This window comes from Pedococcus bigeumensis (assembly GCF_039531795.1).
GTDB classification, from domain to species: Bacteria; Actinomycetota; Actinomycetes; order Actinomycetales; family Dermatophilaceae; genus Pedococcus; species Pedococcus bigeumensis.
Genome location: NZ_BAAAQS010000001.1, coordinates 1,807,205 through 1,829,132 on the forward strand (window position 1 = coordinate 1,807,205; position 21,928 = coordinate 1,829,132).

Here is a 21,928-nt window from a genome sequence, read left to right on the forward strand (position 1 = left end):
GAGCCTAGCCACCGGTGGGCCCGGTGTTCGCGGGTTCCGGACGGCTCGGCCGATCGGCCGAGGGTCGCCCCGGATGCAGGTATGCCGCCCGCTCGGATGAGCGGGCGGCATACCGGTCGTGCCTGGTGGGACCTCAGACCCGGGCTTCGGCCTTGGCCTCGGCCGGCTCGGGCGTGGCGTCGACCCCTGCCTCCTTGCGCTGCTCGGGGGTGATCGGCGCGGGTGCGGCGGTCAGCGGGTCGAAGCCGCCACCGGACTTGGGGAAGGCGATGACGTCGCGGATCGACTCGGTGCCCGCGAGGAGCGAGACGATGCGGTCCCAGCCGAACGCGATGCCACCGTGCGGCGGAGCGCCGAAGGCGAAGGCGTCGAGCAGGAAGCCGAACTTCTCCTGTGCCTCCTCCTCGGACAGCCCCATCACCTTGAACACCCGCTCCTGCACGTCCCGGCGGTGGATACGGATCGACCCACCCCCGATCTCGTGGCCGTTGCAGACCATGTCGTAGGCGTAGGCCAGGGCCGGACCCGGGTCGGTGTCGAAGGTGTCGAGGAACTCGGCCTTGGGCGAGGTGAACGCGTGGTGCACGGCGGTCCAGGCGCCGGCTCCCACGGCGACGTCACCGGCGGCGACCGCGTCGGACGACGGCTCGAACAGCGGGGCGTCGAGCACCCAGAGGAACGACCAGGCGTCCTCGTCGATGAGCTCGCAGCGACGGCCGATCTCCAGCCGGGCGGCGCCCAGCAGGGCCCGCGACGACTTGGTGGGCCCGGCCCCGAAGAAGACGCAGTCGCCGGGCTCGGCGCCGACGTGGGCGGCGAGGCCGTCGCGCTCGGCGTCACTGAGGTTCTTGGCGACCGGGCCGCCGAGCGTGCCGTCCTCCTGGACGAGCACGTAGGCCAGGCCCTTGGCGCCCCGGCTCTTGGCCCAGTCCTGCCAGGCGTCGAGCTGCTTGCGCGGCTGCGCGGCGCCCCCGGGCATGACGACGGCGCCGACGTACTCGGCCTGGAAGACCCGGAACGGCGTGTCCTCGAAGTACTCGGTGCACTCGACCAGCTCGTTCCCGAACCGCAGGTCGGGCTTGTCGGTCCCGAACCGGCGCATCGCCTCGGCGTAGGTCATCTGCAGGAAGGGCGTCGTCAGCTCGACCCCGATCAGCTTCCAGACCTCCTTGACGACCTCCTCGCCGAGCTCGAGCACGTCGGCCTGCTCGACGAAGGACATCTCGATGTCGAGCTGGGTGAACTCGGGCTGGCGGTCGGCGCGGAAGTCCTCGTCGCGGTAGCAGCGCGCGATCTGGTAGTAGCGCTCCATGCCGGCGACCATGAGCAGCTGCTTGAACAGCTGCGGGCTCTGCGGCAGGGCGTACCAGGAGCCGGGCGCGAGGCGCGCGGGCACGAGGAAGTCGCGGGCCCCCTCCGGCGTCGACCGGGTGAGGGTCGGGGTCTCGATCTCGACGAAGTCGCGGGCGCCCAGCACCGCACGTGCCGCGGCGTTGACCCGCGAGCGCAGGCGGATGGCCGCCCCCGCCGACGAGGCACCGGGGCGGCGCAGGTCGAGGTAGCGGTGCTTGAGCCGCGCTTCCTCGCCCACCGTCACGCGCTCGTCGATCTGGAACGGCAGCGGCGCCGAGGGGGCGAGCACCTCGATCGAGCTCGCGACGACCTCGACCGCACCGGTGGGCAGGTCGGGGTTGACGTTGTGCTCGCTGCGGGCGACGACCTCGCCGGTCGCGCGGATGCAGTACTCGTTGCGCAGGTCGTGGGCCGCACCGGTGAGGACCTCGTCACGAGCCACGACCTGGACGATGCCACTGGCATCGCGCAGATCGAGGAAGGCCACTCCGCCGTGATCGCGCCGACGAGCAACCCAGCCCGTGAGCGTGACGGTCTGACCAGCGTGGTCGGCGCGCAGGGTGCCGGCCTCATGGGTGCGGAGCACGAGAGATCCTTCGATTCAGTCGGGTGGTGAACCCGGCCATTCTACGGACCGCCCCACGCGGCATACGAATCAGTTCCGCTCGAGCGCTCTGGTTCAGCCGACTTCGCCGTCGACGTAGACCCATCGGCCGGCCCGCTTCACGAACCGGCTCCGCTCGTGCAGCACTCCTTCGGCGTGCACCGCCTCGAACTCCACCTCACCGACCGAGTCGCTGTCGCGGCCGTCCGCGGTCTCGAGCACGGTCAGACCCTGCCAGGCCGGGCCCTTCGAGGCGTCGAGGTCGCTCGGCCGGGTGCGCGGGTGCCACGTGCGCAGCAGGTATGCCGTGTCGTGGACGACGTAGGCGCTGTATCGGCTGCGCATCAACCGCAGGGCGGAGTCGGCCTGCGCCGACCCCTCGTGCAGGGGTCGGCAGCACTCGGCATAGCCCAGACCGGTGCCGCACGGGCAGGCATCCGCGGTGCCCGCGTCGTGGGCCACCACCCCGAACGCGCTCACTCGGACCGCGCCGGGAGGAAGCAGAACTCGTTGCCGGAGGGGTCCTGCAGCGAGGTCCAGGGCAGGTCGCCCCAGTCGTGGTCGAGGCGCACCGCTCCGAGGCCCTCGACGTGCTCGACCAGGGCGGCCAGGTCGTCGTCGGCCTCGAGTCGCAGGTCGAGGTGCAGCTGGTTCTTCCCCGCCCTGGGTGCCGCGCCACGAAGGAACTCGAGCACCAGCCCACGTCCGGACGGGTGGCGCAGGGACTGCGGCGCACTCCCGGCGTACTCGCGCCAGCCGGTCAGCTCCGCCCAGAACGCCGCATCGCGCCCGGGATCGTGGCCCTGGACGACGACCGCCGCGACCGGTCCGGTGTCGCGGTAGGTCTCGCGGTCCTCCAGCACGCAGAAGGGGTGTCCCTCCGGGTCGGCCAGCACCACCCACGGCACGTCGCCCTGACCGAGGTCGAGGTGGGTCGCCCCCAGGCCGAGCAGTCGCTGCACCGTGGCCGCCTGGTCGGCACCCGCGTGCAGGTCGAGGTGGAGCCGTGGTGCGGGCACCACGGGATCGGTGACCTGCTGGAAGCAGAGGTCGAGCGTCGGTCCACCGTCCACGGACAGCCTGGTCTCGACGATGTCGGGCTCGTCGGTCAGGGTCTGCGTGCCCAGTGCCTGCTCCCAGAACTGCCCGCGCACCTGCGGCTGGGCAGCGTCGAGGACGAGGTTCTCCAGGTACATGGGAGCGACCCTACGCGCGGGGGCGGTGCCAGGGCGCGTCCACCGGGCGCAGGGTGGCCCAGTCCTGCTCCCGGGCCGCGAGGGCCGCGAGGACGGCGATGCCGAGGGTGGCGTTGTGCACCCGTCCGCCGAGGAACGCGTCACGGGCCTGCTCCAACGAGACCCAGCGCACCGGCATACCCAGCTCCTCGCTCTCGCGCTCGTGGCGCTCCCCTGCCGGCACCGGGGCGAGGTCGCGTGCCAGGTAGATGCGCAGCGCCTCGTCGAGGCCACCGGGTGAGCTGACGTAGTCGGCGAGCACGTGCCACGTGTCGGCGACGAGGTCGGCCTCCTCGTGCAGCTCCCGGGCCGCGCCGAGGTGCGGCGGCTCGCCGTCGACGTCGAGCAGCCCCGCAGGGATCTCCCACTCGTAGGCCCGCACCGGGTGACGGTACTGCTGCACGAGGCAGACCCGGCCCTGGTCGTCGAGCGCCGCCACCGCCACCGCGCCGGGGTGGCGGACGTACTCACGGGTGACCTCGCCCGCCTCGCCGAGGTCGACGCGGTCGCGCACGACGTCCCAGACGATGCCGTGCATCGCCACCTCGGAGTGCAGGACGGGCAGGTCGGCGGCCCGGTCGGCCAGCTCGTCGTCAGGGCCAGAGACCGTGTCCGGGGCCTCCAGTGCCCTGGGGGCCTCGGCGTCCGGCGTCACGCGGTGGCGTCCGCCGTGCTGCGCGGACGCTCCACCTCGACCAGCCGGGCGGCGCGCTGGGCGTTGATCGCGGCCTCGACGAGACCCGCGAAGAGTGGGTGGGCACGGTGCGGACGCGACTTGAACTCCGGGTGGGCCTGGGTCGAGACGTAGTAGGGGTGCACCTCACGGGGCAGCTCGACGAACTCGACGAGGTTCTTGTCCGGCGACAGCCCGGAGAAGACCAGGCCGGCGGCCTCTAGCTCCGCGCGGTAGGCGTTGTTGACCTCGTAGCGGTGTCGGTGGCGCTCGTCCACGGCGACCGCGCCGTAGGCCTCGGCGACGACCGAGCCCTCGAGCAGCTTGGCCGGGTAGGAGCCCAGGCGCATCGTGCCACCGAGGTCACCAGCACCCTCGACGAAGGCCTTCTGCTCCTCCATGGTCGCGATGACCGGGGCAGGGGTGCTGGGGTCGAACTCGGTCGAGCTCGCGCCCTCGATGCCCGCGACGTTCCGGGCGTACTCGATGACCATGCACTGGAGTCCGAGGCAGATGCCGAGGGTGGGCACCTGGCGCTCGCGGGCCCACTTGAGGGCGCCGAGCTTGCCCTCGATGCCCCGCACGCCGAAGCCACCGGGCACCAGCACGGCGTCGACGCCGCCGAGCGCCTTCTGCGCCCCGGACTCGGTCTGGCACTCGTCGCTGGCGACCCAGCGGATCGAGACCTTCGCGTCGTGGTGGAAGCCACCGGCGCGCATCGCCTCGGTGACCGAGAGGTAGGCGTCGGGCAGGTCGATGTACTTGCCGACGAGCGCGATCTCGACGGTGTGCTCCGGGCTGTGCACACGGCGCAGGAGCTCGTCCCAGTCGTGCCAGTTCACGTCGCGGAAGTTGAGGCCCAGGCGTCGGATCACGTAGGCGTCGAGGCCCTCGTTGTGCAGGACCTTGGGGATGTCGTAGATGCTGGGTGCGTCGACCGCCGCGGCGCAGGCCTCGGTGTCGACGTCGCACATCAGCGAGATCTTGCGCTTGATGCTGTCCGGGATCTCCCGGTCGGCCCGCAGGACCAGCCCGTCGGGCTGGATGCCGACCTGGCGCAGCGCGGCCACGGAGTGCTGGGTGGGCTTGGTCTTCAGCTCGCCGCTGGGGGCGAGGTAGGGCACCAGCGAGACGTGCAGGAAGAACACGTTGTCGCGGCCGACGTCGTGGCGCACCTGGCGGGCCGCCTCGAGGAACGGCAGCGACTCGATGTCACCGACGGTGCCGCCGATCTCGGTGATGATGATGTCCGGCGCCTCGCTCGCCTTGACCCCGGGGCTGCCGGCGGCCTGCGCCCGCATCCGTTCCTTGATCTCGTTCGTGATGTGCGGGATGACCTGCACGGTGTCGCCGAGGTACTCCCCCCGCCGTTCCTTGGCGATGACCTGGTTGTAGATCTGCCCGGTCGTGACGTTCGCCTTGCCGACGAGGTTGCTGTCGAGGAACCGCTCGTAGTGACCGATGTCGAGGTCGGTCTCCGCCCCGTCGTCGGTCACGAAGACCTCGCCGTGCTGGAAGGGGTTCATCGTGCCCGGATCCACGTTCAGATAGGGATCCAGCTTCTGCATCGTGACCCGCAGACCGCGGGCCCGGAGCAGATGCCCGAGGCTCGAGGCCGTCAGCCCCTTGCCGAGTGAGGAGGCAACGCCCCCGGTTACGAAGATGTGTTTCGTCTGCTCCACCACGGGATTCAAGCCTACGTCATTCCGGGCATGCCTGAGTACCACTCGTGCCAGCGACTCGCCGTCGCCTTCCCGTCGTCCCACGATGTGGCGCGTTCGCGGCCCTGCACCGAGGCGGTATGCCGCGTGGCCGGCTCGGTGAGGTAGCGCCCCACGGCGTCGGCAGCCTGCCGCGCGTCGCCCACCGGCACCAACGTGCCGATGCCGTCGACCAGGTCGGGCAGCCCGCCCACGTCGGTGGCGACCACCGGCACTCCGGCGGCCATCGCCTCCTGCACGACCAGGGCCCGGGCCTCCCAGGTCGAGGTGAGGACGAACACGTCGGCCGCGCGCAGCCAGCGTGCCGGGTCGGGTTGCGGACCGACCAGGTGCACGGGGAGCCGGTCGCCAGCGATCCGTCGGGCCAGGGCCTCGCGCAGGTCGTCGTCGCCACCCCCGACGACCACTGCAGTCACCGGCATCGTGAGGCGCGCGATGGTGTCGACGAAGGTGCGCAGGTCCTTCTGCGGCGCCACCCGCGCGATCGTCAGCACCAGCGCAGCGGCGGGCGTCGGTGGCTCGATCCCGTTCTGCTGCAACAGCTCTGACGCCAGTGCGCGCCGCTCGTCAGCATCCAGCGGCTCCGCGGCGAGGAGGCCGGGCACGCGGGGTGAGGGCACCGCGGCCAGGCGCGCGTCCCGCGCGCCGAGACGCACGGCCTCGGCGACCAGGTCGCTGCTGGCACCGGTGACGAGGGTGGCCCGCCGCGCGACCAGGCGTTGCACCAGGTCGAGGACCAGCCGTCGGACGCCACCGCCCAGGACGGCGTTGTGCTGGCTCACGACCACCGGCGTCCGGGTGCCCGCCGCCGCCACGACCGCGACCAGCCCCGCCTGGTGGCCGTGGGCATGCAGGACGTCCGCGGCGCGCACGAGTCGGCGCAGCCGCCAAAGGTCCCTGAGCGAGCCGAGGGCACCGGAAGCCCTGCTCGGCCACCACAGGCGCGCGCCGGGCAGGTCGAAGCGACGGGCGGTGGACGCGTCGGTGACCACCGTGACCTCGTCACCCAAGTCGCGCAGGTCGGCGGACAGGTCGGCCACGTGGGTGCCGATGCCACCGGCGCTGCGGCCGAGGAGCATCACGACCCTCACGCCGAGGTCCCCTTGCGCCGGCTGCGACCGCGCTCCCGCAGGGCAGTCATGGCCTTGCGGTCGGCGACCATCATCACGCCGAGGTAGGCGAGCAGGGTCACCAGCCCGACCAGGAGGCCGCTGCCCAGGGCCGACCAGAGCGAGTCGGGTGACAGGCTCCTGGCCACGGTGTCGCCCACCGCGAGACCCACCGCCACCGAGACGACGGCCGCACCGAGGGTCCGACCCGCCCCCTGGACGGCTTCGCTCCCCCAGGCGCCGCGCACGAGGAGGGCCAGCACCCCGGCGGACACGGTCATCCCGATGGTCGAGCCGATGCCGAGGATGCCGAGCGTGGTCCCGGCTGCGGAACCCTCCGGGATCAGCGCGACCGGGATGAGCGCGGCCAGCGCCCAGCCCGCGGCCACGGCCAGTGCGGCGTGGATCGGCCGGCCCCGGACGTAGAGGGCCCGCGTGAGCAGGGCGGCGACCGAGAACCCGACGAGACCCGGCGCATACGCGGACAGGGCGCCGGGCAGGGCGGCCAGCGCCGCGCCGCCGCCGGAGCTCGCAGCCCGGTCGAACGACTCGAAGAACACCCCGACAGGTCGCGAGACCGCCATCAGCACGGTGACCGCCCCGGCCGTGAGCAGCAGGATCCCTCGCAGGGCCGCGGCCAGGGTGTCGCGCGCGGAGGTCCCGACCTGCTCCTTCAGCTCCTCCACGGCGCTGGTGTGCGCCAGCGCCGGGAAGGCGGACGTCGCGATCGGGACGGCCAGCACGGCATACGGGAGCAGGTAGACCGCCTGGACGTAGGTGTAGACGTTGACCACACCGGTGTCGACGGTGCGCGGGGCGTGGGTGAGCCACAGGGTGGCGGCCACCGCTGCCTGCTGGGCGACCAGGGCCAGGACCCCGGCCCCGGCCAGCGAGCCAGCGCGGCGGGCCACCCCGTCCGGGAAGCGGAAGGTCGGCCGGAGGCGCACCCCGGTCCGCCTGACCGGCACCAGCAGGGGCAGGCTCAGCACGATGACACCCAGCGTCGTGCCACCGGCCAGCACCCAGGTCGCGCCGGCGGAGAGGTCGGCAGGGGTGGTGCCCGGCTCGGCCACCAACCGGTAGGCGAGGTAGGCGCCGATCACCACCAGGCTCGAGAGCAGCGGCGCCAACGCGGCGGCGAGGAACCTGCGGTGCGCCTGCAGCACCCCGGCCAGGACGACGCCGACGCCGTAGAGCGCCACCTGCGGCGCGAAGATCAGGAGCATGGTGGTGCCCAGGTCTGCGGCTCCCGGCACCGTCGACCTGCGGAAGAGGGCGTCGCTGAGCCAGGGCGCCGACAGGGCCAGCAGGGCCGAGAGCGGCACCAGCACCGCAAGCGCCCAGGTGAGCAGGGCGGAGGCGGTGCGGTCCGCGTCCTCGTGCCGGCCGGAGGCGAGCTGGGAGGCGATGAGGGGCACCGCCACGGCAGCCAAGGCCCCGCCGGCAGCCACCTCGTAGATGACGTTCGGGAGCATGTTGACGGTCTGGTAGGTGTCACCCACCCCGCCGGCACCGACCCCGTGCGAGAAGACGAGGGTGCGCGCGAACCCCGCCAGCCGGGCCAGCAGGGTCGCGACCGCGATCACCGCCGCGGCCTTGGCGACCGAGGTGCCCACCGCCCGTGCGGTCATCGGCGGCGACCCAGTGCGTCGAGCTCGCGCAGCCCCGGCGTGGACTCGATCACGCGGGTGAACGACACCTTCTCCGACGCAAGGGTCAGGGCGGTCAGCGCGGCCAGTGCCACCCACCGGCCGCGGCGGCCGGTGCGCTGGACCAGGGCGGCGCCGAGCAGGGCACCGGCGCTGTTGGCCCCCGTGTCACCGAGCATGGCCTCCCCTGCCAGGTCGGGTCCGAGCAGTCCGGCGGCCGCGCCCACCGCGGCACCGGCGGCGGTCGCGCTGCGCGGTGCCGTCGCGGTGAGGGCGCCCAGGACGATGGTCGCCTTGAGCGCGCGACCGGGACGCAGGTCGAGCAGGTTCAGCAGGTTCGCCGACCCCGCGATGACCGCCCCGCCCACCAGGGTGTCCAACACACCGGGTATGCCGTCGGGTCGGCCGTCGGTGCCGGCGCCGAGTGCGGCGCGGCCGCGGCGGTCGACGAGCGCTGCGGACACCAGCCCGGTCAGGCCCAGGCCGAGGATCTTGACCGCGCCGGTCGTGACCTCTCCGCGGGCCAGCGCGCCGAGGTGACCCTTGAGCCCCTTGCTGCTGGAGTCGCCCCGGAGGTCGTCCAGGGCCCCGAAGGCCGCCGACGAGCTGGCCGCGACGACCGGACCCGGCCCGGCGCCCAGGAGCGCGGCGGCACCGGCCGCGCCCACGGCATACGCGGGGCCCTCGAGGAGGGTGACCGTGCGGCCGGCATGGTTGGTCCGGTCCCACGTGTCGGTCCCGCCCGGAGGGCGGTCCCGCAACAGGCGCAGGGCGGTGGCGGCGAGCGCCCCGGCAACGGCACCGGACACGAGTGCGCGCACGGTGGCTACTTGGTCGCCAGCTGGGGGAAGGCCGCGGTCGCGTCGGAGGCCAGGCCGTACTGCCCCGACTTGCCCGCTTCCTGCTCGAGCAGCCCGAACACGAGGCTGGCCTGCCCCATCGGCAGCTCGGCGTTGTCGACCGTGGACAGCAGCTTGGACTGTTCGCCGTCGTCACGGGAGGTGGTGACGACCGAGGTGGTGTTGCTGGCGCCGGGGCTCACGCTGGGGGCCACCAGCACGGCTCCTGCGCCGGCCCCGTCGAGCTCGCCCGCCAGGTGGCTCAGGGCGCTCGCCTTGTCCTCACGCACGGACGCGTCGGAGCCAGTGACGGGACCGGCGACGACCACGGCGACGGAGGCGACCTTGATGGTGTCGGGGGTGTAGCGGATCAGGTCACCGGTGCGCAGCGCCTCGAGCGCCGACGCGGCCCCGGCGGCGGTGGACCCCGCCTTGGCGAGCACCGACCTGGCGAGGACGGCGTCGACGACGTCGCTCCCGGACTGGTCGACCGGGACCCCCACCTGGCTGGCCAGCTGCTGGCCCAGGGTGGCCCGGAAGGCAGCCTTCTCGGGGTCGACCCAGTTGTCCTGCACCGAGATCGTGGACCCGACGACCGCTCCGGCCGAGGCGAGCGTGCTCTGCGTGGACTTCACCAGGTTGGGGTCCGCGCCCGGGAGGACGACCAGGGCCACCGTGGTGTCCTTGAGCCGCTCCGCGAGCAGGCTCCGGTTGCTGGCCGAGGTGAACTCGTCGCGCGCCGAGCTCGCCTTCTCCGCGGCGTCGAGCTCGCTGCGCAGGGAGGCCTTGTCGGCGCGCAGGTTCTTCACCTCGGAGGTGAGCGTGTTGCCGATGTCCTCCTTGAGCGGTCCGGCACCGAGCACGATCCCCACAGCGAGGGCCATGAAGATCGAGACGATGGAGACAAGGTGGTAACGAAAGTCGATCACGTGACGATTCCTACGACGAAGGACCAGAGGTCGTCCCACCGGGCGCCGAGCACCTGGAGGAACGCGCGCCCACCGGTGGTGGACCAGAGCGCCGCGAAGAGCGCGCTCAAGCCCCCCAGCAGCATCAGGGCGAGGGCGAGGTTGGAGATGCGGGAGCGATAGAGCCGGCTGACGCCCTTGGCGTCGATGAGCTTGCCGCCCACGCGCAGCCGGGTGAGGAAGGTGCTGGCCATGCCGCTGCGGCCCTTGTCGAGGAACTCGACGAGGGTTGCGTGGGTGCCGACGGCCACGATCAGCTCGGCGCCCTTGTCATCGGCCAGGAGCATCGCGACGTCCTCGCTCGTGCCGGTCGCCGGGAAGACCACCGGCTCGACACCGAGGCGGTGGACGCGCTCGAGACCCGGCGCGTTGCCGTCACGGTAGGCGTGCACCACGATCTCGGCGCCACAGCGCAGGGTCGCGTCGGAGACGGAGTCCATGTCCCCCACGACCATGTCAGGCTTGAGGCCGACCTCGAGGAGGGCGTCGGCGCCGCCGTCCACACCGATGAGCACCGGGCGGTACTCGCGGATGTAGCTGCGCAGCATCCGCAGGTCTTCCTTGTAGTGGTAGCCGCGCACCACGATCAACGCGTGCCGCCCGTCGATCTTGGTGGTGATGTCGGGCACGCCGACGCCGTCGAGGAGCAGCTCTCGCTCCCGGCGCAGGTACTCCATGGTGTTGGCCGCGAACGCCTCGAGCTGGACGGCGAGCCCGGCCCTGGCCTCGGTCATCGACGACTGCACCAGCTCGTGGTCGAAGGCCTGCCCCTTGGCCACCACCTCGTCGCCGACCCAGAGCTGGTCACCGTCGATCCGCACGAGCTGACCGTCGGTGAGGTCGTGCATGACGTCCTTGCCGACGTTGTCGAGCAGGGGGATGCCCGCGTCGACGAGGATCTCCGGACCCAGGTTCGGGTAGCGCCCGGAGATCGAGGAGGAGGCGTTGACGACGGCGGCCGGTCGGCAGGCCAGCAAGGCCTCCGCGCTCACCTTGTCGATGTCCTGGTGGTCGATGACCGCGATCTCGCCTGGCTTGAGCCGCTTGGTGAGGTTCTTGGTGCGGGCGTCCACGCGCACCAAACCGCGCACCCCCGGGGTCTCGGGGTCGCGGGCACGTTGGCGGGGAAACTTCAAAGGCATCCTGACCATCCTCCCACGGTGCAAGGGGTATGCCGTGCGGCCCACGCGGGCGCGCACCGGGCGACCTGCGTCACGCCCGCATCGGTCGCGTGTCGACCGGAACAGGTGTCGCTCGGCCCAGGTCTTGCTCGGCCTGGGTGCGAACGGTCTAGGTGCGAACGGTCTAGGTGCAACCGGCCCAGGTCTTGCGCGGCCTAGGTGCGAACGGCGGTGGCGCGCCGGGCGGCGGTCTCCGCCACGAGCTCGCGGGCGTGGTCGAGCGCGGTGCCCGTGTCGACCCCGGCCATCATGCGGGCCAGCTCACGCAGCCGATCCTCCCCCTCGAGCGCGTGGACTCCGCTGGAGGTGATGTGGCCGTCGCTGGCCTTCCGGACGACCAGGTGGCGGTCGGCGTAGGCCGCGACCTGGGGCAGGTGGGTGACGACGACGACCTGGGCGTGCTGGGCCAGCGCCGCGAGCCGGGCCCCGACGTCGAGGGCTGCCGCTCCCCCGACCCCGGCATCGACCTCGTCGAAGACGAAGGTGGGCACGTCGCTGCCGCCGGCGGCCCCGGTCACGACCTCGAGGGCGAGCATCACGCGTGACAGCTCACCGCCCGAGGCCGCCTTGGCGACGGTGCGGGCCGGGCTGCCGGGGTTGGCGGCGAGCAGGATCTCGACGTCGTCGCTGCCGTGGCGGGCCAGGCCGGACGGGCGCGGGGTGACCGCCACGTCGACGGTCGCCTGCCCCATCGCCAGGTGGGCGAGCTCGCCGGTCACCGCGGAGGCGAGCCGCTTGGCCGCCGTGCGCCGGGCCTTGCCGAGGGCCTGGGCGGTGGAGGTGCGCTCGGCGTCGAGCCGCGCCACCTCCGGCTCGAGGGCCTCGATCCGGCTGTCGGAGTTGAGCAGGGCGTCGAGCCGCTGGGCCGAGGCCTGGCCCCAGGCGAGGACGTCGTCGATGGTCTCGCCGTACTTGCGGGTCAGGGCGGTGAGGTCGGCTCGTCGTTGCTGGACCCAGGCCATGCGGGCCGGGTCGACCTCGATGTCGGACAGGTAGCTGCTCAGGTCGGCGGCAAGGTCCGCGGCGAGGTAGCCGAGGTCTGCCATCCGCCGGTCCAGCTCACGCAGGGCGGGGTCGTGGTCGACCTCACCGGCGAGGGCCTGCCGGGCCGAGGCGAGCAGCTCGACGACGCTGGGCGCCGGCTCCGCGGTATACTCCGCCGATCCGGCGAGGTGGTCGTGGGCCAGCGCTGCGGCGCCGCGCAGCCCCTCGGCGTGGCCGAGCCGCTCGTCCTCGACCCGCAGGTCGGCGTCCTCCCCGGACTGCGGGTCGACCTGCTCGAGCTGCTCGAGGCCGTGCTGGAGCACCTCGATCTCGCGGGCGCGGTCACGCGCCTGCTCACGCAGGTCGGCCAGCTCGGCGGCCGCGGCCTGGTGCGCGTCGTAGACGTCGGTGTAGGCCGACAGGGCCTTCTGCAGGGGCGCTCCCCCGAACTGGTCGAGCACCGCCCGGTGCTGGTCACTCTGGCGCAGCCGCCACTGGTCGGCCTGGCCGTGCACGGCCACGAGGTGCTCACCGATCTCGCCCAGCACACCCACCGGTGCGGAGCGCCCGCCCACGTGGGCCCGCGAGCGGCCTTCGGCACTGACCGACCGCACGAGCACCAGCCCGTCGCTCACGTCGGCGCCGGCCTCGGCCGCGCGCTGGGCGGCCGGGTGGTCGCTGGCCACGTCGACGAGGCCCTCGACCACCGCGCTGCCGGCACCCGACCTGACCAGGCCGGCGTCGGCCCGTGCGCCCAGGAGCAGCCCCAGGCCGGTGACCACCATGGTCTTTCCCGCGCCGGTCTCACCGGTGACGACGTTGAGCCCGGCGTGCAGGTCGAGCACGGCGTCGTCGATGACGCCGAGTCCCTGGATCCTCAGTTCGGACAGCACGTGGCACAGCCTCTCACGCAGGGCCGACCGGCTCGGTCAGGCTCGTCGGTCAAGCTCGTCGGTCAAGCTCGTCGGTCAAGCTCGTCGGTCAAGCTCGTCGGTCAAGCTCGTCGGTCAAGCTCGTCGGTCAAGCTCGTCGGTCAAGCTCGTCGGTCAAGCTCGTCGGTCAAGCCGGCGGCGGCACCTGCGCGACCCGCGCCGCATCCTCGCGTCGCGCCTGACCACGCCACCCGTGGATCGACAGGTCGAACTTGGCCACCAGCCGGTCGGTGAACGGCGAGGTGCTGAGGCGCGCCAGGCGCACCGGCGTCTGTGAGCGCACCACCTCGATCCGCGCGCCCGGGGGCAGGTCGACGGCTCGGCGGCCGTCGCACCAGAGTGCGCCGGTGCCGAGGGTGTCGGGCACCACCTCGAGGGCGAGGTGCGAGCTGGGGCCGAGCACGAGCGGCCGCGCGAAGAGCGCGTGCGCACTGATGGGGACGAGCAGGAGGGCCTCGACATCCGGCCAGACGACCGGTCCCCCGGCCGAGAAGGCGTAGGCGGTCGACCCCGTGGGAGTGGCGACCACGACGCCGTCGCAGCCCCAGGTCGTCAGCGGGCGCCCGTCGATCTCGGCCACCACCTCGAGCATGCGCTCGCGGTTGGCCTTCTCGACGGTGACCTCGTTGAGGGCCCAGCTCGTGTAGACCGGGTCGCCGTTGACCTGCGCCGTGACCTCGAGCGTCATCCGCTCCTCGACCGCGTAGGTCTTGGCGACGATGTGCTCCACCGTCGCGTCGATGTCCTCGCGCTCGGCCTCGGCGAGGAAGCCCACGTGGCCGAGGTTGACGCCGAGCAGCGGCGCGCCCGTGCCACGGGACACCTCGGCGCCGCGCAGGATCGTGCCGTCACCCCCCAGCACACAGACCAGCTCACAGCCGTCCGCGGCGGCGACCCCGTCATCCACCAGGGTCACGCTCGGGTGCTGGGCCAGGTTGACCGCGGTGGCCTCGTCGCGCTGGACGACCACCTCGATGCCTGCGGCACTCAGCCGCTCGACCACGGCGGTGGCCAGGTCCTGGGCTTCCTTGCGCCGCGGGTGGGCCACGAGCAGGATCCGGCGGGTCCGCGCGGCGCTGCCCGAGAGCGCGCTGCCCGGGTCGGTGCTGCCTGAGCTCATGGTGTGCTCCCCACGGTCTGGTGTCCCTTCGCGGTCCGTCGTCGAGGGTGTGGTTCGGCGCCTTCGCCGGCGGCCTTCGTCGGGGTCACGGGGCGGTGACCTCGTCGGCGGCCCTCACCAGAGCCTCCCATCCCATCGACTGCGCGTCGCGGGGGGTCAGCCACAGGAGGTACTCGGCGTTGCCCTCGCCCCCCTCGATCGGGCTGCGGGCCAGGGCCCTGGGATGCAGGTCGGCGGCCACGGCCGCACGGGCGACCTCGGTGACCGCCCACGCGCGGTCACCGTGCGCCCGGACGATGCCGCCCTTGCCCAGCCGGGTGCGGCCGACCTCGAACTGCGGCTTGACCAGCACCACGGCGTCGCCGTCCTCGCGCAGGAGGGCTCGGAAGGTCTCGAGCACGAGGGTCAGCGAGATGAAGCTCAGGTCGGCGACGAGCAGGTCCACCGGTCCGCCGATGTCGGCCGCCGTCAGGTCGCGCACCGTGGTCCGCGACCGGTCGGTGACCCGCGGGTCCTCGGCGAGCTCAGGGACGAGCTGCCCGTGCCCGACGTCGAGCGCGATCACCTGGGAGGCGCCGTGGTGGAGCAGCACCTGGGTGAACCCACCCGTCGAGGCCCCCACGTCGAGGCAGCGTCGTCCCGCGACCTCGAGTCCCTGGGGCCCGAAGGTCTCCAGCGCACCCAACAGCTTGTATGCCGCGCGGCTCACCCAGCGCGGCCCCTCCTCGCGCACCTCGAGGTGCTGGCCGGGCGCGACGGGGACCGAGGGCTTGGTGGCCGCCTTGCCGTCGACGCTGACGTCGCCTGCCTCGACGAGCGCCCGGGCCTGCCCCCGCGACCGGGCCAGGCCACGGCGGACCAGCTCCACGTCGAGACGAGCGGTCTCCCGCGGTCCGACCTCACGCGGCGAGGGGTCGCGGGCGGTGGAGTCGCTCACTCGCCGCCGAGGTCCGACAGCCGGGCCTGGAGGGTCTGCTGCACACGCTGACCCGCGTCGATCTGGGCGTCGAGATCGTCCTGCGGCGCGTTCTGCAGGTCCTGCAGAGCGGAGTCGATGACGATGTCGCCGGTCGCCTGGTCGCCCAGCCCCGTGCCGAGGGACTCGGCCTGGTCGCTGGGGTTCTCGTGCCGGGAGGCGTGGGCCACGGCAGCACCCGAGGAGTGGGCCTCCGGGTCGTGCCGCTCGTCAACGCCGGGGGCGTCGGTCTGGTGCTCGTCGCTCACTCTGCTCCCTTCGTGGCCGTCGTCTTCTTCGCCGTGGCCCTCTTCGCCGGCGCAGCCTTCTTCGTGGCCGTGGCCCTCTTCGCCGGCGCAGCCTTCTTCGTGGCCGTGGCCTTCTTCGTCGCCGTGGCCTTCTTCGTCGCCGTGGCCTTCTTCGTCGCCGTGGCCTTCTTCGTCGCCGTGGCCTTCTTCGTCGCCGCAGCCTTCTTCACCGGCGCAGCCTTCACCGCAGGCACCGACGGTGCCGCGACAGGTGCCGCGGAGCGCGCTGCCGTGGAGATCGCGCCCGAGCCACCGACCGTCCGGCCCGCCGCGCCGCGGGACGCGCCGGCGACGGCCGAGGCGCCTGTGGCCAGCAGCAGCGTCCGCAGCTCGGCGATCTCCTTGGTGACCGTGGTCAGCGCCGCTCGGGCGGCATCGACGTCCGCGACGCGGGCGACGTCGGCTCGCTTGAGCGCCGACTCGACCTCACTCTGGATGAGGGCGAGCAGGCTGGCCCGGTTGGCCCTGGCCGCCTCCAAGAGCTGGTCGGCGAGCGTGGAGGCCTGCACGGCACGCCTCGTCACCTCGTCCGCGCCGGGCAGGGCGAGCAGGCCCTGCGCCGCGTCCATCGCCCTTGCCTTGGTCATCTCGCCCAGACCGCTGGCGAGCTGGACATAGCTGCGCACGGATTCGAAAGCCACGGTTGGTCCTCCTCGATGAAGCGGCGGGGGTCGCTCGCGCCCCTCACGCTACTGCCAAGCGTCGATCTCGGGAACGAGCCGCCGCACGGCGTCCTCGTCGAGGTCACTGAGGTCGAGCGCCTCGTGGAGGCACGCCACGCCTGCGCGGGCCGCTTCGATGGCGCTGCCCTTCGACGCGACCTCCCAGGCCCCGTCCACGACGCGCCGCCGATCCTCCCCACAGACCCACCACGAGTAGTCCGTCTCGGCGGGGACGTAGGTGGCGGACAGGGACCGCAGGTCCTCCAGCAGGTAGGTGGGTCGCATGGTGGCCGGGGCGGACCCCAGCGTGGTCACCGAGTCGATGCCGGTGAGCACCAGCGCGGAGTCCATCCCGGCAGCAACCGCGCCGGCGATGTCGGTGTCGAGCCGGTCGCCCACGGCCAGCACGCGGGCAGGGGCCGTGTCCAGGCGAGCGGCACAGAGCTCGTAGAGGGGGGCGTAGGGCTTCCCGACGACCCGAGGCTCCCGCTCGGTGGCCCGTTGGACCGCCGCCACCAGCATGCCGTTGCCAGGGGCGGTGCCCCGGTGGGTCGGGAGGGTCGCGTCGGTGTTCGTGGCCACCCACACGGCTCCGGCCGCGACTGCATACGCGGCCTCGGACAGGTCAGCTGCGGTGACGGCCGCGCCGTAGCCCTGGAGCACGCCAGCCACGACACGGCCGGGGGCCTCGCGTGTCTGTTCCGGGCTGGCCACCACAAATCCTTGGTGCTGCAACGCTTCCCGCACCCCGATGCCGCCGATCGCGAGGATCGTCGCACCGGCCGGCAGGAGGTCGCGCAGGACCGCCGCCCCGGCCTGTGAGCTCGTGGCGACGTCGCTGGCCCGCACGTGCAGGCCGAGGTCGGTGAGGTGTCCCGCGACCTCGTCCGGCGGCCGCGACGCGTTGTTGGTGGCGTAGACGATCGGCACCGTCAGGGCCGACAGCGCCGCCACCGCATGCTCCACCGCGTCCGGGCCTCGGTAGACCACGCCGTCGAGGTCGCACACGACCGCGGCATACCGGTCGACCAGGGGGGACCCGCTAGCGGGCATCGCCACCGGGCTCGCGGCCCTGTGCCGGCGCGTCGTCGTCCTCGTCGTCCTCGCCGTCAAGCAGGTCGGTGAGGATCACTCCGTCGAGCTCCGCCAGTCGCTCCGCGGCATCGGTCTCCAGCTCGTCGTCGGCGTCTGCGGCGCGCGCGAACCAGTCGCGTGCGTCGTCGTCGCGCCCCAGTGAGAGCAGCGCCTCGGCGTAGGCGTAGGACAGCCGGGCCGACCAGGGCTTGCGGGCCGAGCCCTTGAGCTGCGGGATCTCCAACGCCTGGAGGGAAGCCTCGAACTGGCCGAGGTCACGACGGATGCCCGAGATGACGATGGACAGCTCGACGCGGTCCTCGACAGCCAGGGTCTTGGCCTCGGGAGACATGGCGAGCTCGAGTGCACGCTCCTGCCGACCCAGGCCTCGCTCGCAGTCGACCATCAGCGCCAACATGTGCGAGGAGCCGCTCAGCCGACGAGCCGTGCGGAACTCGCTGAGGGCCCGCGCCCACTCACCCTTGCGATAGGCGACCAGCCCGAGCGCCTCCCGCGCCGCGGGCACCCGACCCGCTCGACGGACAGCCGTCTCGGCGTGGGCCTCGGCACTCTCGAGGTCATCGACCTCGAGCAACGCAGCGACCATGACCAGGTGCTGGGCCACGCCCTCGGCGTTCTCCTTGCTCAGCGTGCGCAGCTGCTGGTGGACGGAGCGGTCCAGCTCCTTGCCGGTCACGCCCTCGGCGATCCGCGGCTCCGGGAGCTTCGGCTTCTTGGGCGCCAGCCGAGGACCAGTCGTCCTGGCCTCGCCTCCACCGGCCGGCCCACCGTCGCGTCGGTCGCCACGTCCCGCGCCACCACGCTCAGGTCGGCCACCTGCGCCGCGACCGCCCCGAGGGGGACCGTCACCGCGCCCGCTGGAGCCGCCGTCACGACGCGGGCCGGACGAGCGCCCACCTGCGCCGGGAGGACGACCACCGCCCGATGAGGGTCGACGATCCTGGCCACCTCGGCCTGGCTGGTTCTCGGGCACGGTTTTGCTCCTCGCTGTGCAGTAATCGTGTGCAGTCTACGGACTGTCCGCGCCGGCGGGACACACGGTCCACGCCGGCTCTCCCCCGGCAGCGGTACGGCCAGCACGACCATCGCCCGTGACACCACCCCGCAGGGATAGCACTGCAGGAATAGGCGATGACAAAGGCATTGCCACTAGCCAACGCCAAAAGGCATGACAAAAGGAAAATACGGAAAAGACAATGCAAAAGGGCCATCCCGTGTGGGATGGCCCTTTTGAAAGTATGTCCGGCTGCGTCCTACTCTCCCACACCGTCACCAGTGCAGTACCATCGGCGCTGAAGGGCTTAGCTTCCGGGTTCGGAATGGAGCCGGGCGTTTCCCCTTCGCTATGACAGCCGAAACTCTATGGAGATTTCAATCGATTCCCGACCGTATCTCGGGAACCACACAGTGGACGCGTAGCATCTTTGTAATCAAGTTATCGGCTTATTAGTACCAGTCAGCTACATGCATTACTGCACTTCCACGTCTGGCCTATCAACCCAGTAGTCTAGCTGGGAGCCTCTCGGACCGAAGTCCATGGAAACCTCATCTTGAAGCACGCTTCCCGCTTAGATGCTTTCAGCGGTTATCGTTTCCGAACGTAGCTAATCAGCCGTGCTCTTGGCAGAACAACTGACACACCAGAGGTTCGTCCATCCCGGTCCTCTCGTACTAGGGATAGCCCTTCTCAAGTTTCCTACGCGCACAGCGGATAGGGACCGAACTGTCTCACGACGTTCTAAACCCAGCTCGCGTACCGCTTTAATGGGCGAACAGCCCAACCCTTGGGACCTACTCCAGCCCCAGGATGCGACGAGCCGACATCGAGGTGCCAAACCATGCCGTCGATATGGACTCTTGGGCAAGATCAGCCTGTTATCCCCGGGGTACCTTTTATCCGTTGAGCGACGGCGCTTCCACAAGCCACCGCCGGATCACTAGTCCCGACTTTCGTCCCTGCTCGAGATGCCTCTCTCACAGTCAAGCTCCCTTGTGCACTTACACTCAAAACCTGATTGCCAACCAGGCTGAGGGAACCTTTGGGCGCCTCCGTTACCTTTTAGGAGGCAACCGCCCCAGTTAAACTACCCACCAGGCACTGTCCCTGATCCGGATCACGGACCGAGGTTAGATATCCAGAACGACCAGAGTGGTATTTCAACGTTGACTCCACCGACACTGGCGTGCCGGCTTCAAAGTCTCCCACCTATCCTACACAAGCCGTACCGAACACCAATACCAAGCTGTAGTAAAGGTCCCGGGGTCTTTCCGTCCTGCTGCGCGTAACGAGCATCTTTACTCGTAGTGCAATTTCGCCGAGTTCATGGTTGAGACAGTGGAGAAGTCGTTACGCCATTCGTGCAGGTCGGAACTTACCCGACAAGGAATTTCGCTACCTTAGGATGGTTATAGTTACCACCGCCGTTTACTGGGGCTTAAATTCTCAGCTTCGCTCCGAAGAACTAACCGGTCCTCTTAACCTTCCAGCACCGGGCAGGCGTCAGTCCGTATACATCGTCTTGCGACTTCGCACGGACCTGTGTTTTTAGTAAACAGTCGCTTCTCCCTGGTCTCTGCGGCCGATCACGCTCGGGCAGCAAGTGCCGTCACGATCAGGGCCCCCCTTCTCCCGAAGTTACGGGGGTATTTTGCCGAATTCCTTAACCATGATTCACTCGATCGCCTTGGTATTCTCTACCTAACCACCTGAGTCGGTTTGGGGTACGGGCGGCTCGAACCTCGCTAGAAGATTTTCTAGGCAGCATAGGATCACCCTCTTCCCGCATACGCGGTCACTATCAGGTCTCAGGATATGTGTGAGGCGGATTTGCCTACCTCACTCCCTACACCCTTGGACGTGGACTACCATCGCCACGCGGAGGCTACCTTCCTGCGTCTCTCCATTGCTTGACTAGTACTAGATCGGTTCGCGCGCTCCACTCGAATCAGTCCGAAGACGTCATCGAGCTTCAGGCGCTTAGCATCACTAGGTTCGTCATGGGCGGTTCTTCGCCGGTTCCGGAATATCAACCGGATGTCCATCGACTACGCCTGTCGGCCTCGCCTTAGGTCCCGACTTACCCAGGGCAGATTAGCTTGACCCTGGAACCCTTGGTTATTCGGCGGACGGGTTTCTCGCCCGTCATTCGCTACTCATGCCTGCATTCTCACTCGTGTGGCCTCCACGGCTGGATCACTCCGCCGCTTCCCTGGCCACACGACGCTCCCCTACCCATCAACACGCTTGGACCGTGGATCCTCAGATGTCACGGCCGGGCAAAGTGTCAATGCCACAGCTTCGGTGGTGTGCTTGAGCCCCGCTACATTGTCGGCGCGGAATCACTTGACCAGTGAGCTATTACGCACTCTTTAAAGGGTGGCTGCTTCTAAGCCAACCTCCTGGTTGTCAATGCAACTCCACATCCTTTCCCACTTAGCACACGCTTAGGGACCTTAGATGGTGGTCTGGGCTGTTTCCCTCTCGACTACGGAGCTTATCCCCCGCAGTCTCACTGCCACGCTCTCACTTACCGGCATTCGGAGTTTGGCTAACGTCAGTAACCTGGTGAGGCCCATTAGCTATCCAGTAGCTCTACCTCCGGTAAGAAACACGTGACGCTGCACCTAAATGCATTTCGGGGAGAACCAGCTATCACGGAGTTTGATTGGCCTTTCACCCCTACCCACAGCTCATCCCCTCAGTTTTCAACCTAAGTGGGTTCGGTCCTCCACGACGTCTTACCGTCGCTTCAACCTGGCCATGGGTAGATCACTCCGCTTCGGGTCTAGACCCAGCGACTAAATCGCCCTATTCGGACTCGCTTTCGCTACGGCTTCCCCACACGGGTTAACCTCGCCACTGAGCACTAACTCGCAGGCTCATTCTTCAAAAGGCACGCTGTCACCCCACAAGGAGGCTCCAACGGATTGTAGGCAAACGGTTTCAGGATCTATTTCACTCCCCTCCCGGGGTACTTTTCACCTTTCCCTCACGGTACTTGTCCGCTATCGGTCACCAGGGAATATTTAGGCTTAGCGGGTGGTCCCGCCAGATTCACACGGGATTTCTCGGGCCCCGTGCTACTTGGGATACTTCTCTGGAGTTCGCGTCATTTCGTCTACGGGGGTCGCACCCTCTGTGCCGGGCCTTTCAATGCCCTTCGACTATAACGCGAATTTTTGACTCCATGTCAGGATGTCAGTCCTGACCGAAAAGTCCCACGACCCCGACCATGCAACGCCTGACAGCTATCACACATGATCGGTTTAGCCTCTTCCGCTTTCGCTCGCCACTACTCACGGAATCGCGGTTGCTTTCTCTTCCTGTGGGTACTGAGATGTTTCACTTCCCCACGTTCCCTCTACCCGCCCTATGTGTTCAGGCGGGAGTGACTGGACTTGCCTCCAGCCGGGTTTCCCCATTCGGAAATCCTCGGATCACAGTCTGGTTATCGACTCCCCGAGGCTTATCGCAGATTCCTACGTCCTTCTTCGGTTCCTGGTGCCAAGGCATCCACCGTTTGCCCTTATAAACTTGAGT

General features: G+C 70.1%; 17 protein-coding genes and 2 rRNA genes. All 19 read right to left on the reverse strand.

Annotation, left to right across the window (positions count from 1 at the left end; genetic code table 11):
- Positions 1-133: 133 nt before the first annotated feature.
- The gene (gene aspS / locus ABD262_RS08600; protein ID WP_344134056.1) at positions 134-1,939 is read right to left on the reverse strand and encodes an aspartate--tRNA ligase; all 1,806 of its coding nucleotides are present in this window, start codon (positions 1,937-1,939) and stop codon (positions 134-136) included.
- A gap of 93 nt (positions 1,940-2,032) precedes the next feature.
- Positions 2,033-2,437 carry a YchJ family protein gene (locus tag ABD262_RS08605; RefSeq protein ID WP_344134059.1) on the reverse strand — a complete coding sequence of 135 codons (405 nt, stop codon included), beginning with the start codon at positions 2,435-2,437 and terminating at the stop codon, positions 2,033-2,035.
- Complete coding sequence (locus ABD262_RS08610; protein ID WP_344134065.1) at positions 2,434-3,153, reverse strand: VOC family protein; 720 nt, start codon at positions 3,151-3,153, stop codon at positions 2,434-2,436. The genes ABD262_RS08605 and ABD262_RS08610 overlap by 4 nt, the downstream gene beginning before the upstream one ends.
- A 10-nt stretch (positions 3,154-3,163) precedes the next feature.
- Positions 3,164-3,847 carry an NUDIX domain-containing protein gene (locus ABD262_RS08615; RefSeq protein WP_344134068.1) on the reverse strand — a complete coding sequence of 228 codons (684 nt, stop codon included), beginning with the start codon at positions 3,845-3,847 and terminating at the stop codon, positions 3,164-3,166.
- Positions 3,844-5,550 carry a CTP synthase gene (gene pyrG, locus ABD262_RS08620; protein WP_344134070.1) on the reverse strand — a complete coding sequence of 569 codons (1,707 nt, stop codon included), beginning with the start codon at positions 5,548-5,550 and terminating at the stop codon, positions 3,844-3,846. The genes ABD262_RS08615 and pyrG overlap by 4 nt, the downstream gene beginning before the upstream one ends.
- Before the next feature lie 11 nt (positions 5,551-5,561).
- Positions 5,562-6,677 carry a glycosyltransferase family 4 protein gene (locus tag ABD262_RS08625; RefSeq protein WP_344134073.1) on the reverse strand — a complete coding sequence of 372 codons (1,116 nt, stop codon included), beginning with the start codon at positions 6,675-6,677 and terminating at the stop codon, positions 5,562-5,564.
- The gene (gene murJ / locus ABD262_RS08630; protein ID WP_344134076.1) at positions 6,674-8,326 is read right to left on the reverse strand and encodes a murein biosynthesis integral membrane protein MurJ; all 1,653 of its coding nucleotides are present in this window, start codon (positions 8,324-8,326) and stop codon (positions 6,674-6,676) included. The genes ABD262_RS08625 and murJ overlap by 4 nt, the downstream gene beginning before the upstream one ends.
- Complete coding sequence (locus tag ABD262_RS08635) at positions 8,323-9,165, reverse strand: hypothetical protein (protein WP_344134079.1); 843 nt, start codon at positions 9,163-9,165, stop codon at positions 8,323-8,325. Before ABD262_RS08635 ends, murJ begins: the two co-directional genes overlap by 4 nt.
- Positions 9,166-9,170: 5 nt before the next feature.
- Positions 9,171-10,112 (reverse strand): copper transporter, encoded by a 942-nt coding sequence (locus tag ABD262_RS08640; RefSeq protein ID WP_344134082.1) that lies wholly within the window; start codon positions 10,110-10,112, stop codon positions 9,171-9,173.
- Positions 10,109-11,293 carry a putative cytokinetic ring protein SteA gene (gene steA, locus ABD262_RS08645; protein WP_344134085.1) on the reverse strand — a complete coding sequence of 395 codons (1,185 nt, stop codon included), beginning with the start codon at positions 11,291-11,293 and terminating at the stop codon, positions 10,109-10,111. Before steA ends, ABD262_RS08640 begins: the two co-directional genes overlap by 4 nt.
- A 194-nt stretch (positions 11,294-11,487) precedes the next feature.
- Positions 11,488-13,209 (reverse strand): DNA repair protein RecN, encoded by a 1,722-nt coding sequence (recN, locus tag ABD262_RS08650; protein WP_344134088.1) that lies wholly within the window; start codon positions 13,207-13,209, stop codon positions 11,488-11,490.
- Positions 13,210-13,375: 166 nt separating this feature from the next.
- Positions 13,376-14,368, reverse strand: a complete 993-nt coding sequence (locus tag ABD262_RS08655; protein WP_344134091.1) for an NAD kinase — start codon at positions 14,366-14,368, stop codon at positions 13,376-13,378.
- An 85-nt stretch (positions 14,369-14,453) separates the two neighbouring features.
- Positions 14,454-15,305 carry a TlyA family RNA methyltransferase gene (locus ABD262_RS08660; RefSeq protein WP_344134094.1) on the reverse strand — a complete coding sequence of 284 codons (852 nt, stop codon included), beginning with the start codon at positions 15,303-15,305 and terminating at the stop codon, positions 14,454-14,456.
- The gene (locus ABD262_RS08665; RefSeq protein ID WP_344134097.1) at positions 15,302-15,592 is read right to left on the reverse strand and encodes a hypothetical protein; all 291 of its coding nucleotides are present in this window, start codon (positions 15,590-15,592) and stop codon (positions 15,302-15,304) included. Before ABD262_RS08665 ends, ABD262_RS08660 begins: the two co-directional genes overlap by 4 nt.
- Positions 15,589-16,272 (reverse strand): hypothetical protein, encoded by a 684-nt coding sequence (locus ABD262_RS08670; protein WP_344134100.1) that lies wholly within the window; start codon positions 16,270-16,272, stop codon positions 15,589-15,591. Before ABD262_RS08670 ends, ABD262_RS08665 begins: the two co-directional genes overlap by 4 nt.
- A 48-nt stretch (positions 16,273-16,320) precedes the next feature.
- Positions 16,321-17,346 (reverse strand): HAD-IIA family hydrolase, encoded by a 1,026-nt coding sequence (locus ABD262_RS08675; RefSeq protein ID WP_344134103.1) that lies wholly within the window; start codon positions 17,344-17,346, stop codon positions 16,321-16,323.
- Positions 17,336-18,064, reverse strand: coding sequence for a tetratricopeptide repeat protein (locus ABD262_RS08680; protein ID WP_344134106.1), 729 nt, complete (start codon positions 18,062-18,064; stop codon positions 17,336-17,338). The genes ABD262_RS08675 and ABD262_RS08680 overlap by 11 nt, the downstream gene beginning before the upstream one ends.
- A 564-nt stretch (positions 18,065-18,628) precedes the next feature.
- A 5S ribosomal RNA gene (gene rrf / locus ABD262_RS08685) occupies positions 18,629-18,745 on the reverse strand.
- 69 nt (positions 18,746-18,814) lie between these two features.
- Positions 18,815-21,928 (reverse strand): 23S ribosomal RNA (locus tag ABD262_RS08690).